Here is a 14,393-nt window from a genome sequence, read left to right as displayed (position 1 = left end):
TTTATAATTCATCATACTTTTTTGCGCTATCCTTAGCTTTCTCTACCGGATATTTTGCGTTATTACGCTTGATTTTCTCCTGCACAATTTCATCCATATCTAAGCCACAAACATCCGCCATGAGAATACAATAGTTTAATACATCCGCTAATTCTTCTCTGATTTTGTCCCTCTTGGACTCACACACAGTATCAGAACCGCTCCATTGGAATACTTCTAATAATTCAGCAGCTTCTAAGCTAATTGACAATGCCAAATCCTTCGGATTATGGAACTGCTTCCAATTTCTATCATCTCTGAATTTTAATACCTGGTTTATTGTTTCTTGTGTCATAACCCTACTCCCTTGCTACTTCATTGCTTGTAAGAGCGCTTCGCGCAACTCATCATCACATGCGTATATATACAATCCTTCTACACCACGCGTCATAAGAACTCTCACCTCATGCTGAATAAGTTCTTCTCCAAATTTTTGTTTACTTCCATCTGATAGCGTCCTATTTCGAACCGCCTTAGAATTGTAGCTTGCCGACGGATCAAATATCACTTCACCATTACGATATTTTACAGAAGGTCCAAGAATGACACCTGCATAATTTAAATCGAACCCCTGTATTGTAAAAGTAGAACCAATTTCATCAATCGTCTGTGGCTGTTCTGCCCAAGACAGAGACCTATTTGCTCTTTTTTCTTGCTTGCCTAATTCTCGATCCAATTCTCTATTCCATGGCTTATGCCATTGCCCAATCATTACTTCCCAGTATTTTAACAGCCTCGCAGTAGCAGGTGGTTTCGAATTATATTCCCAATCATATGTAGCTATCAACCTTGATAACTTATGATTTTCATCCTCTGCCTTCTCCTTTAATGCATGCTCCAATTCTAATGGGGATTCAAATATTCTAATCTCATAACCACCACTATTTTGAGGAACAGTCGAAACCTTCCGTTTCTTAGTAAAATCATCAATCCATGCGACAATTTCCTCTGATGACCTTATTCTTAGTTGATTCTTTAATTCAAAATAATTATTCTGACGCTTAGCCAATTCTCTGTATTGACTTAATATTTGAGCCTCCCAATATTGTTCTGTAGTAAGTATTTGGTTTTCATCAAACATCACCACTGTTACCCTTGCACGCTCAATAATATCTTTAAGCTGATTTTCACCTTGATATGACTGTTTTCCTTGCGTCAACAGCAAATGTGCTTCATCAATAAATGCAACATCTATAGGTTCATCTACCGAATGACGATTTATGAATGATGTTGGTTTATACACAACCTCTCCATAGTGCTCCACCAACCCCAACTTTCGAGCAATCTGTTCATAAACCGTAATCTGCTCATCGTGATTGACCATCATACAACACTTCAATGGCTCCATCTCTTGTTCTTCAGCACTAGCAAATATTTCATAGAATGTACTACTATTTAAACCGTTTTTCCTGTTCCTGCTTCTCCTTCAATAAAGATTAATTGTCCACGTTTTCCTGTCTGTAATGCCTCAAAAACTCTTTGTATTATTTTTAGCTTTACTGCTTCTTGCTCTTCTGTCAATTTATGCAATGGTGAAGCCTTAAAAACCGCTGAATCCTTTATGGCACTTTCACTTGGAAACAATTCTTTATTATCCTTACGCAGCTTCTTCCAAATCATTTGGAAAATATCATCCATCTCACTGTCAGGATAATATCTACTCTGTGGATTCCCCCGCAGATTATGTATCTTGCGCACACGCTCTACGCTCATCATATATAGCATCAGTCGGTTTTCAATATCTAACGTCATTGACTTATTAAAGTGTTCATGCCCAATAATGTATAAACTGGCATCCTGAAGAAACAGCTGATGCTGCCATTTACTTTCATCTATACCGGCATCATAATGCTGTTTTGTTCTCTGAATAATGTTGTTAGACTCTCCGATATACACTTCATAATCACCTGTGTTCTTCCAATTATGAATGTACACTGTAGGGAATTGTAATAATATATCCTGCTCCTTTTCAGATGCATTTTGTACTAATGACTCATGAAAGCTTTTCAATCCCTGCACATTATCATCTATCTTTTTTACTATTGGCTTAATATCGGTTCCCATTATTTTGATTCCTCGCTATTTTTCTTGTTACGCCTTGGGTCTTTTGGTTTCTCAACATCGCCCGGAATAAGCCAGGTTCTTCCCTTCAAAATAGCGTCTTCAAAGCGTCCTTCTTTACAATAAATGGCCACTCTTCTCTGTGTAATTCCCCATTTTTCTGCCAATTCTGCGGTTGTGTAATATTCCATATTCCATCCTCCATAATACTCAACACACTACATGATAATTATATTCCTAAAAGCGAACACTTTCAACATTATTCTGCATTTGCTCTTCCGTAATGTACCGTACGTTTTTTTCATCGTTTTTTCATACTCCAGCCGAACAATACTACATTGTTCCGAATAATGCAAAATAGCACTCCGGCAGCAACCACTCACCACCGAAATGCTATTTGTTTTTCCGCCACGCCACATCCTCAAATCTTTAGTTTTCTGGCTCAATTTTGGAATAAAAATCCCTTTCTAGCCCAACACACTCCTGCTCAAGCTTTACATTATGTAAAAGCATATACGAAACCACTTCCTGTAATTCTTCATCCTTTTCCATTTCTTTCAAGCGCATTCTGTCAGATTCCGTTAATACTTTCCCATATCTTTCATAGTACTTCAATGTCTCAATATCCATATGGTACATCTGAAAGGGAATCCCCGTTTTATTTCGCAAATCTTTTAATATTGAAAAACCGCCTGCATCAATATCTCCAAAATGATAATAGGAGATTCTCGGAAGTTCCTGATATATCTTTTTTAACAGTGTTCGTCGAATGCCATTATGATAACCACCCAAATAGATAATCAGACTATCCGGCTCATGCCATCGAAAAAATGTAGTCAGATTTTCGATTGTAATCACCTGCTTAATCCGAGACAAGTCAGAAAAGGTAACCTTCCGTAAATCTTCACCCGAAATTCCCAAACCTTGATTCAGTGTTCGAAGCTTTATAGGTTCTCCATCTATCATAACCATTACATCTCCCTTGAGATAGACATAGTTTGGTGTGTGATAAATTCCATACTCTGCCAAAATCTCTGTGGTATCCATCGAATCATACTCTGAATGAAATCTTCGAAATATTTTCGCCACTTGATTTTTTATTCGTTCAAAATATTTTGAATCTTGAAAATGCTCAATGGAAAACTCTCTAATATAACATGGCTTTCTATTTTTCTCAACGCTTAATAAAGCCTCAAACAGACGCCTGGTATCCTTTATATTCGACAGTTCAATATACTCTTTTACAGGCTGATGATTATTCAGCCGTTCTTGCAGATACCGAGCAAATTCTCTGGTGATTGGAATCTCTCCTTTTTCACCATTGCAATACTCCTCCAAAAGCGCCTGATTTGCTTCTTCGAGATTGCATTTCGGAGTTCGCCGAACAAAAGCATATGCCTGCGTCAACCTTTCCATGTTGAGTTGTACCTTTTGTATCACATAATCAACTTTCTGGTCTTTCCAGACAATTCTAACAAGTCCTTCCTCTTCAAGATTCCGCATTTGGATATGTATATTTTCATATACAAAAGAACTCTCATCAAAATATTCCGGTAATACTGTTCTGGTAAAACGAAGTTCTATTTTCACATTTCTTTTATTTTTACCAATTGAAAGAAGACTGTTTTCATAGGTATCCAGTAATTTGTTTATGACTTGCTTATCATACTGCACCATTTACGTACCTCTCTACAAAACTTGTCTTTTCATCCGTCATAACAAGAAGAGTTTCTTCAATAAATGGACTGATATACTGTATTTTATCTGGTGGTGAAGCAATTAAAATCTGTAGCGGTAGACGTCTTAAAAACTCCAATACTCCTCCTATTCTCTCATCATCCATATTATTGAATGCTTCATCAAATAAAACGAGCCCTATAGATTCGCCACCAATATTATTTTTATAGAGTTGCACAAAAGATGCTGCTACAGTCACGTAGAAAGGAGTTTGTGTCTCTCCGCCACTCTTTTCCTCGCAAACTTTAGAGTAAAGCGAATAAGTACCATCGCTGTGAATTATACGAATGTCATAATCCATATAAGTTCGATAGTCCGTAAACTCATCCAATGCTTTTGAACTATTCTCATTATCCAAAGCAAGTCGCTCAAACAGTTCATCAATTACCGCCTTATGGGTTTCATGAAATATACCACTAAAAATAGATTCGCCTTGCATAGCATTAAAATCGTCCATAATCATCTCATAATACTGACGATATCGTTTACTCGGCATGAATAAGAATTCGTATTTTTCATTACTAAATACTATATTTTGCAACTCCCTATTCAGCTCTTTAAATTCTCCCTGAGCAGTCTTCATGTTCTCTTGCAGTTTAGATAAAAATTGCTCTCTAAACTCCTCCTCAGCAGACTGTCTGGCCGACTCCACCTTTTCCTCATACTGAAGCAATTCTGAATTCTTCAGTTTCACATATTCTGCCTCAAAATCCGAATACCCTTCCATGGCTGCTGCCGCACCAAAATCATGGGCAGTTTTATATTTCACCATAGTATCCTTCATATTGTCTATCAGCTTATCTACCGTAGTCAGATTCGCCTTTTTCCGTCGACCATAATTCTCTTTGAATTGTAAAAAAGACTTATCTCCAGTCTGTTTTTCATATTCTTGATTCCATGACGGTAGATAATCTCCTGCCTGCAGACCTGATTCTGTATAGAGTCCTTTCTGCACAGAAAAATCGACCTGTCTTTCTGCAATCTGCTGCGTTAGATTTTTAATATGCTCTTCCGTGTTTCCCGCTCTTCGGTTTAACTGGTCCAACTCACTTGCTAATTCCTGTAATAAGCTTTCTAATGCTGACAACTGTACCTGTTTCATAATCATACCGGAATTCTTTTCCAACGTAGCTATATTTTCCTTACATTTATGAATCTCCATGCGTAACCACTGCAAATCTGAAAGCACGGGAATTCTGTACTTAATATCCATATCATGCTCTGTTGATAATGGTTCTAAAACACTTTGCAGCATTTCTATTCTGTCATCCAACTCCTTCAACTGCGCTTTCAGTTTAAGGCTTTTCTGTCGTGCCTGATCTAACTGTACTTTTACTGCAGCTTGACCAATATAAGGAGTCTCAAAAATGGACGGTTTTATGGCACTTGCCACATGGTTTTGGTATTTCATACATTCTCTGGTAATCGAAGTTCTATGCTTCTTCAAATCCTGATAGTTATCACACATAACTACCTTTCCCAAAATCATGTTAATATAACGCTTAGCATATTTATTTTTTGAAGTTACCACCGTCGCCAGCGAGCCTTCAGGAGCCACATCATATTCATCCAATTTTTGAGTATTAATCAAGCCCACACCATATGCTCTCTTTTCTTTTCTAAGCCTATCATAAGTTCCAAGTGCAATATCGAAGTTCTCAGGTTCCACAAGAATATAGAATCTCTGTGTATTCAAATATCCTTCCACTGCATTTCTCCATGTCTCGTCTGTAATTTCTAACATTTCGCACAAGATTCTTGGTGCAGGTAATCTGCCGATACGTACGAATTCTTCCCTAATCGATTCTATAACACAAGAAACCTCATCTGCATAAGACAGTTTCTTCTTCATAAGACGCTCAATTTTCTGTTCAAGTTCCTGTTTTTCCTGACTAATATGTTCTTTTTGAATAGACAAATCTGCTTGCTTTTTAAACACCTTATCCCGCATCTCATTTTTGTAGGAAATCACCTGTTCTAAATTACTTCTCACATCTGCAAGATTTGTCTTTTTCTCAATCCCAGATAAATCTTCACTATATTTCTTCACGCAATCTGCTACATCCTTTACTTCTAGCAGTTTCTTTAACTGTCGTTTCGCTTTTTCAATGCTATCTAGCAGATTTTGCTTTTCCTCCAGACGCTCCGCCTGCCTCTCTTCCAATTCCTTTAATCTTTTCTCCTGCTCATCCTTCGCAATAAAATCTTTATCACTGGCAAGTTCTGTCCGTAGGTCATCCCGGATTCTCTGTTTCTCCTCCTGTTCTTTCTTCGTTGTTATAATCTGTCCGTTCTGTTCCTTAAGACGATACTCTTCCGAAGAAACTTCTCTCTGCAAGGCAGCGATTTCCTCTGCTATCAAATCTGCCTCCACGCGCTCCAGAAAAAAATCATACATTTTATCTTTTTTCTGTCCATCTACAATCTGGGTATGAGCAGAAACAATCTGTTCCAATTTCTCAATACGTAGTTTTACATTCTCTAACGTTCTCTGCAAATCCTGATATGAGCGAACATTTTCACGTAAGACATCAATGTTGACTTCCTTTTCATCCAACACATATGAATATACAAAATCCTTAATATCATCAATTGGACGAAAAGCCAATGCTTTCGGTATCAGACGAAAAAATTTATCTTCAATACGTCCAAAACGGTTTTTCATCATAGACTTTGCTTCTTTTTCTGTGGTACACCACTGACGAATCACTTTCGTATTTGTAGTTCGAAACTGATTAATTGATTTTGGGGTTTTACCTTGAAAAAACAAAGTATCATCAAGACGCATATTATCCATCAAATATCTTACCGTTTTTTCCTGCCCTTCTGAAGCCGAATCCACCACTGCACCAACGATAAAATATCGGTCCTTTTTCTCCTCATAAAACTCCAGTGCAACATGTGCACTAATCTCTCCGGTACGCTCATATGGCTTATTCTCTCGTCCTGTCTTACATCGAATATAACCTGTCAGCTTACGTTTTCCGTTTTCATGCGCCGCCTTATTAAAATAATTTGTAGTACAAGTCACTACAAATTGGATAGCGTCCAGAAGTGTAGATTTTCCCGCACCATTTTCACCGGAAATCAAAGTGGAATTCTCAAATTCAATAGTATCATTAATGAAACGATGCCAATTAATCAGTTTCACTCTCGTCAGTTTCTTCATTTGATTTATCTCCCTTTTTGTAATTCTGCAGTTTTTCATATGCCTGCTTAATTTCTTCCACACGAACCGCCATTAGTATGGAATCAAAGATAATAATGCGTGTATCCTCGCTAGACAAATCACTGTCTAACGTTTCAATCAACTGAAATCTCTTGAACGTACTGATAGCATTCCGCAGAGTCGTTTTGTCAATCATTTTATCTCTAATTTTAAGACTCATAAATTTTTCGTGAATATCTCCAACATTAATAATCACCTCATCAGATATGGACAATTCTCTTTTTTTCTCATCATACAAAATACGCATAATAAGAAGAATTATAGATTCAAATAATTTTAAATTGTAGCGGTTATAATTTTGAGGATTAGTAAGCTGCACTACTCCATATTCTTCATTGATTTCCAAACGATATCCTAATAAAGCCAAGTATTCTGAAAATTTATCACGATGCTTCAAAACAAAATAATAATCCGCTTTATTCGTTTCATTTCTTTTGCAAAGAAAACAACTGCTTAACAATCGATTACAGATTCTCGAAAAGTCATCTTTGTCCCGTTGTAACATTCCTTCTAACATATCCATACAGTTTCTAATCCTTTCTTTGAATCTCAAAATCCCGGAATCGATATCCGTTATACTGTATTTCTTCTTTTACGACAATTTTGTACTTCATATTTTTTCGTTGACCATAAAGTCTGACATAAATCATTTTAACAAAATCATCAGTATTTTTTAGTGGTAATTCCGATGCATATATAATATTTTTACCCTGCATATTCTGACTTACATACTGATTTATTTTCTCCGGATTCAATACTTTCGCGAGTTTTTCCATCATGCGCTGTAATTTTTCATTTCGTAGTTCCAAATCAGGTGCCGAATCCCCAATTGCCACTGGTTCAAATGCCTTTTTCCCTTCTATTGGCGTATATAAGGACTTTTCATCCAACACTGCTGCACTATATAGGCGAACCAGTTCCTCCATAAAATCAATTCGATAAATTCCACCCAAATCCATACTTTCCTCGTTCATTTTTTCCCCGATTCCTGAAAGTATTTCCTTTAACTGTCCTCTTACATCCTCGCCACCAATCAAATAAAACTTGGCACGGTTGATTGCTGCACGCTGATATTGTGTATTTTTCTGATTAATCTCAGATAAAATCTCATCCATATTCCGGAAAGCGTCCACGACTTGATGAATGCACTGATAAACAAGTTCCTCTGCTTCATCCCTACTGATTTCCCTAATACTCGCTAAATCTGCACTTGCCTTCTCTATGTAGCTTTTGCTCTGGCTTTTACTTTCTAATCTCTCGACGATTTCAGGTCGAAACTTTGATACATTATCCGATGTCAAGAGTCGATGGTATGCCTTGTCCACTATATTTTCGATATAATCATTAAACAAAACATCCATGATTTCAGCAGGTGTCTTGTATTTTGTCAATTCATCTATATAATGCTTGATACTGGAATTTAAATTTTTCAGACCGGTAATCAGCATGTCCGTGTTTTCCACAATAGACATCAGAACAATACCGGGATTTTCTGTGTTGCTACGCACCAGACTGTATATCGTATAGATGTATCCCTGATACTCAATCTGCTTTCCCTCTGCAATATCAATAAGCGTTCTGATAATCTTTACAGCATATTCCTTAAAACTTACGCGCTGTACATAGCTTTTATCCGTCTCTATTTCAATCCAACCATAATATTCCAGCTTACGTATCATCCAGTTGGCTTTATCCCTACTGGATTTTCCCTCTACCTCTTCTTCTTGAAAATCCGCTGCTTGTGCCTGTTCAAAATAATATTGCAGCTCCTCCACAAGCACATCCCTTTCTACTCCAAAGGAAAGCTGATGATCCAATACAGAGAACAGCTTGCAGATACACTCCCAATATACTATTTTATTCGGTGATCCCAGCGGCACAAAAAACCGTTCGTCAATCACATGAAACATCTATGTTTTCACTTCCTTCGCGTCTAATTTGTCAATAACTATCAAAACTATCGGATTTTCTAACCTCTATTTTAAAGAACACTCTGTTTTGCATTTATTACAACTTTCTTACCTGAAAATGCAATTCCAAGCTTAATGATATTCTCAATTCCTTCTTCCTTAAGCTCCAAGTCATATCGCTTTTCATCAATTTGGCCAAGTGCATCTATCGAGAGTTTTTCAAGTTCAGCCTCTTCCAAACCACTCTTCCATTTCAACTCCATGATAATACCCGGATATTTCTTTTCTCTCGGAATCAAGCTGATATCATATCTGCCATCACCAGATTCTCTGTTTGATTTAATCCTATACTGATTATCCAACAATGCAATGAGTCCAAGCGTAAGTCCATGATAAAAACCCTCTGCTCCGGCGTCATAAAAGCTTATGGATTTGTCCATATACTCTGAAATTGCTTTTTGCAGTTTTTTAATATCATTTGCATATAGGCTTTCCGCAATCATATTTGCTGTAGTTCTTGTAATTGCACCAATTTGCATCAAGTGTGATAATATCTCGCTCTTATAAACAGAAGCTATTTCTCTATTTGGAATAGATACTTCGCACAAATAAGCACCATCCGCCTGCAATTCCTTCTTCGGCGTCTTAAGATATCCGGCTACTAATAACAGACTATAAATATTTGCAGGATCTTCGGCCAGCGATCTGTATACCACATTCTGATCAATTCTGGCGACTACTTTCTCTCCTCGCAGCAACGCATATAACCTCTCTGTGATATCGTCCGTAGCAATGGTGAGTACATCCTCCAGCACTTCATTTTTTCCGGTATTAACCCAGTACGCCTGTGGAATACAGCCTCTTGAAATGTAATTAATCACAGACCATGGATTATAAATCTCTGTACTACCAAACAGATAACCATCGTACCAATCTTTAAGCTCATCCTCTTTATCTGCAACACCATAATATTCAAGCATCTTTCTTACTTCCGAAGAAGTAAAACCGAAGAACTCATCATATTCATCGTCCATTACTGAATTTACGGTCAGATTATTTAACCCACTAAAAATACTCTCCTGTGCAATACGAAGTATTCCCGTAAGAAATCCATAGGTTATATTTTTATTATCTTTAAAGGCTCCCGAGAAGAAGTTTCTCATAAAGCCAATGATTTCATCATAGAAATCCTTTGAGTATCCTTCCTGTATTGGTGTATCGTATTCATCAATAATAATAATCGGGGCCTTGCCGTAATGTGCCGCAAGCATCTGCGACAATTTTTCAAGCGCCTCTGACATTTCTACCGCAGACGCTTCTCCATTCAACACTTTAGAAAAATATGCCTTCTCATACTCTGCCAGCTCGCTACTGCTTAACAGCTCCTGATGTCTTCCAAACTCGTTCTGTAGGAGTCCACGAATCTTAGCCACCGTAGATTCCCAGGAATCATATTTCACATCCTTAAAAGTCAAAAAGATAACCGGATATTTTCCCTGGTGCTTACGATACTCTTCTCCACATTTCCAAATTGCTTTGTCTACAAAGTATTTGCTCGTATCCTCGGCAGAAATCTCAAAGAATACACGGAGCATATCCATATTCAATGTCTTTCCAAAACGTCTTGGTCTTGCAAACAAAGAAACTAAAGGCTTCTGATCCAGAAATTCCTTAATCAACAAAGTCTTATCTACATAATAATATTCGCTCTGTGCGCGGACGTAATCTGAAACTCCTATTGGCAAAGGTCTTGTTTTACCATCCTTTTTCTTGGCATATTTGCCGGAAGAGACACGGCCGTCCGCAGGTCTTACCGCATCATCGGGAACAAGCCATTTTCTTCCTTGTTTAACAGCACCCAGAATTTTTCCTTTGTTACACAAGTCATTTATTGTAATCTTTGAGAGACCCCATTCTTCAGCTATTTGCTCACTTGATTTCATTCGGCATCCTCCCTTTTGAAATTAGTATTTCTTGTTTTTAAATAAATTATATGTAATTTTGGCTGAAATATCAATATAAACTTTGGCTTTTCAGTCAAAATATTATTTTTTCTCTACTATTCAATTTACAAACGCGTAATGCAAATTTGCATTATCGCAGAAGCAAAACAAAATATCAATCCTGCCTTCCATCAAAATTCTATTCATTATTAAACCCTTATTTTTAATCTCGTATATTCATAGTTATATAATCATATCCCATATCTAACATCTTTTTATAACTATCTACATCCAAATACTTTGCATAATACGATTTACACCTTAATGAATAACCAGACATATAACCAGCAATAAAGACTATATGACGATCAAAAAGTTCAACAAATCTTTCTTTTTCAATTATTAACTCCTGCCCTTCTTTATTATACCTATCAGAAATTTGGGCATAATAATCCGCAAGAAAACTATTTCTTTCTCTCGAATTCAATCTGGCTTGAAGATAATTTGCTGATGCCCATATTTGATTAGTTAAATCTCTAGTACCAGATGCATCAAATTTCATTTTGTTGCACATAATATATAGTGTTTGGTCATCCCAAAATATTAAATCAGCAATTTCAAAGCGATCCACTAACGCTTTATGAGCAACAATGATTTTTTCTCTAGAAAAGAAAGAGTCGTTATAACTATCTTCTGTTTTTGATTTTGATATTAAATTGAATTTTGTTTTAATAGCATTAACCAACTCAGAGTTTTCGTCCATCCTTTTTTTGAATTCCTCATCAAGAATAGAAATATATCTTATATTTAAACAATACCATTCACCTTGCATTAAAAAGCACGGTATCCTTTGTTCACCAAACTCAACAAACCCTTGCAGTGCATTAAATATTGAAACAGGAAATAATAATGTATTCCCACTAGAATCTTTTGTTTGAATTTTCCACTTCTTCATAACAATAGAAATGTAATTCCTCGACAACTCCTTATCTTCTGAGATAAATTCAATCAGTTCTTTAAATGTTATCGGTACATCAGAGGTATAACAATCCGTTCCCGTTTCATCAGTAATAATATACTCTTCAGCGTCAACACAATATTTTTGATAATCATCACCAATTAATACAAATTTATCAAGTTCATTATTTATAATACATTCTTGTAGAGCCTCAAAAAGATTTGCATTGGAAATTCCAATCTTCTTTGCACTCAAAAAATATCCCATAGAATATTGATCTTTTTTCTTCTCTATTTCATATATTTCACTTAATACAGTCTTCAATTTCTTTATGTCAATAGATTTACGTAGATTCAGCGAATCTTTGAGTAGCACACTCGTCTTTCTTTTCTTTTTTTTATCTGAGATTCCAAATATTTCGGCCACCTCATCATCCACCTCAATAGAAAGTTCTTTAAAAACTGCACTCATCTTTTTTTCAAACAGTAAATTCGTTGTATACCTATTAGCCTTGCTAACCGCTAATGCATTTCCATAAAGATTATTCTCTTTTACCTCTCTTATTACACCTTCATCATCACCAAGTATTTTGGGCATCAAATATAATCCCCAGCTTCTCTCTATATAGTTCTTAATCAAATGATTCCCAAAACCTGCCGTCATCGCATATATACTTTCCTTAATGGGATAAAATAGAATATATGAAACATTAATATTTTCTAATTCAAAATTTATTTTTTCATTCATTTGTCCAAATAGATATGTAATCATGCCATCCCAATCTGGAGTATTTATTGTCCTATATACTACGCCAATAAATCCGTCTATATTAATATCCTTTTGAGTTGAATTCTCCCTTTCTTCAATATTATGCCTTATTTCGCCCAACATTACATTTAAAATTTCTTTTGTTCGTTTGGTTGTAGATAATTCTTTCATTCCTCTAATAGACAGAAATTTATTTGTATCTATTTTGTAAATACTAAATTATGTATCCAGTTTCATCACTTACCTTCTTTCTATAAAATATGTATCTGCACTACTACAATTAATTATCGATACTATGTATCCATTCCAAAATGTCATCCGACGATACAATCCCTTCCTCACGCTGCCTTCTAAGTTTTTTCATTCCTTGTATCAAATTCTCCAATGACTCTTTCATTTTTAAATCTTCAGGATGTCGCTTTATTCCCATCGTTAGACGCATGTATAATCTTCGATATTCCTGTGTGACCACATCGTTCTTCATTTTCTTTGCCCTAGTAGCTTGTGCCCCTATGTCTCTACAATCTTTATTTACATCCTGTGGAGATGGATACCCACAATACACAGCATCCGCTCTTCCAACTGGAACAAAATAATTATTACAATTTCTACACTTGACAATTTTTGCTTCAGTGTCTATAGCATGTGCCATTTCAAAAATAAGCAGTGAAAGTGAGGAATTAATCGAATAAACAGAATGAAATTTTCCTTCATACAACATTATAGAAAAATCAAATTCTTGTTGCTCCACGTTCTCACTATATAAACTAAGTATTCTATCAATTTGTTCATCATTAATTTCATTTCCTAAAACAAATTGTTCAAATGTATGCTTGAATAGCACATAACTTAATGCATAAGAACAGTATGCTGATAAAAAGGCTTGTCCAATAGTTGATATTCCGAATTCTTGAAATCCGGTATCTTTCAATATAAACTGTTTTATTGAGTTTTCATCCTTATCACAGTTCAGTCTACCAATAAGTTCAATCAAATCCTTTCTTTCCGCTTGTAAATAGTCTCGCAGAAATGAAGAAAAATCCGCAGTTACAATTCCTGCAATTACAACATCAAATTTTGCTACCATATCATTATAAAAAGTATAGAGAGCATCTCCACCTTTTTCAGACAAACTTTCTTCGTTCCAAAAAGGATTTCTCAAAATTACCTCTTTCACTTCTGTTGGTCTTAACCTTGCATATTCACACATAAGACCTCCAATAGGATATTCCTTTATTATCTCCCCTGCCAAAACAACATTTTTCTTTCCGTCATATTCTACACGCAGACCAATATCCATCAGTACACCCTCTCTCTATACTTAGTTTCGTAAGTCTTTTACTAATTTAAGTATAGCATTTCTAGAGTGTTAAACAATAGTTTTACACTAAATCTATTGCTAACATTTTATTCATATCTATTATTAACATCTCTATTAGGCAAAGCTTTTTGATAAAGAGAAAAAGGCAACCCCAAGCCGTCCTCCAACACCTCGAAATTGCCTTTTCACACTTTATAAATTTTACAACTATCCTTATCCGTTCACTTTCAGACCTTCAAATAATCCAGCCATGTCACAGCCCAAAATCCTTAAAAATTGGTATAAATCTGGTATAAAAATTCCGTTTTAAAATCCCACAACCCTTGTATTTACTGGATTCTTGTGAAAACGCGCATTGCTGCCGTGGCAGACAAATAACACTCGTATCATAGTATATAAACCTCATTCTTCCTTGTGAATTAGCGAT

At 35.9% G+C, this 14,393-nt stretch carries 11 protein-coding genes; all 11 read right to left on the bottom strand.

The genetic code is table 11. The annotated features are described in order from the left end of the window. Position 1: 1 nt before the first annotated feature. The 11 genes from H0486_RS04660 to H0486_RS04610 all read right to left on the bottom strand — a co-directional run bounded on the left by H0486_RS04660 (position 2) and on the right by H0486_RS04610 (position 13,945). Positions 2–334: a nucleotide pyrophosphohydrolase gene (locus tag H0486_RS04660; RefSeq protein WP_228351883.1), complete on the bottom strand. Its 333-nt coding sequence runs from the start codon at positions 332–334 to the stop codon at positions 2–4. Positions 335–349: 15 nt separating this feature from the next. Continuing rightward, positions 350–1,366 (bottom strand): DUF2075 domain-containing protein, encoded by a 1,017-nt coding sequence (locus H0486_RS04655; protein WP_267023317.1) that lies wholly within the window; start codon positions 1,364–1,366, stop codon positions 350–352. 68 nt (positions 1,367–1,434) lie between these two features. After that, on the bottom strand, positions 1,435–2,103 hold the full coding sequence (locus H0486_RS04650; protein WP_228351882.1) for a GIY-YIG nuclease family protein: 669 nt from the start codon (positions 2,101–2,103) through the stop codon (positions 1,435–1,437). Next, the gene (locus tag H0486_RS04645; RefSeq protein ID WP_228351881.1) at positions 2,103–2,291 is read right to left on the bottom strand and encodes a helix-turn-helix domain-containing protein; all 189 of its coding nucleotides are present in this window, start codon (positions 2,289–2,291) and stop codon (positions 2,103–2,105) included. Before H0486_RS04645 ends, H0486_RS04650 begins: the two co-directional genes overlap by 1 nt. Positions 2,292–2,529: 238 nt before the next feature. Further along, positions 2,530–3,777: a Wadjet anti-phage system protein JetD domain-containing protein gene (locus tag H0486_RS04640; protein ID WP_228351880.1), complete on the bottom strand. Its 1,248-nt coding sequence runs from the start codon at positions 3,775–3,777 to the stop codon at positions 2,530–2,532. After that, positions 3,764–7,006: an ATP-binding protein gene (locus tag H0486_RS04635; RefSeq protein WP_228351879.1), complete on the bottom strand. Its 3,243-nt coding sequence runs from the start codon at positions 7,004–7,006 to the stop codon at positions 3,764–3,766. The genes H0486_RS04640 and H0486_RS04635 overlap by 14 nt, the downstream gene beginning before the upstream one ends. Further along, positions 6,975–7,589, bottom strand: coding sequence for a DUF4194 domain-containing protein (locus H0486_RS04630; protein ID WP_228351878.1), 615 nt, complete (start codon positions 7,587–7,589; stop codon positions 6,975–6,977). The genes H0486_RS04635 and H0486_RS04630 overlap by 32 nt, the downstream gene beginning before the upstream one ends. A gap of 7 nt (positions 7,590–7,596) precedes the next feature. After that, positions 7,597–8,976: a Wadjet anti-phage system protein JetA family protein gene (locus H0486_RS04625; RefSeq protein WP_228351877.1), complete on the bottom strand. Its 1,380-nt coding sequence runs from the start codon at positions 8,974–8,976 to the stop codon at positions 7,597–7,599. Between the two features lie 71 nt (positions 8,977–9,047). Beyond that, positions 9,048–10,919 (bottom strand): AAA family ATPase, encoded by a 1,872-nt coding sequence (locus H0486_RS04620; protein WP_228351876.1) that lies wholly within the window; start codon positions 10,917–10,919, stop codon positions 9,048–9,050. A 223-nt stretch (positions 10,920–11,142) separates the two neighbouring features. Then, positions 11,143–12,816 (bottom strand): DUF6119 family protein, encoded by a 1,674-nt coding sequence (locus H0486_RS04615; protein WP_228351875.1) that lies wholly within the window; start codon positions 12,814–12,816, stop codon positions 11,143–11,145. A gap of 109 nt (positions 12,817–12,925) precedes the next feature. Further along, complete coding sequence (locus H0486_RS04610; RefSeq protein ID WP_228351874.1) at positions 12,926–13,945, bottom strand: DUF6076 domain-containing protein; 1,020 nt, start codon at positions 13,943–13,945, stop codon at positions 12,926–12,928. Positions 13,946–14,393: the final 448 nt, after the last annotated feature.

The sequence above is a fragment of the Variimorphobacter saccharofermentans genome (assembly GCF_014174405.1).
GTDB lineage: Bacteria > Bacillota > Clostridia > Lachnospirales > Lachnospiraceae > Mobilitalea > Mobilitalea saccharofermentans.
This window is presented reverse-complemented; position numbering and strand designations above follow the sequence as displayed.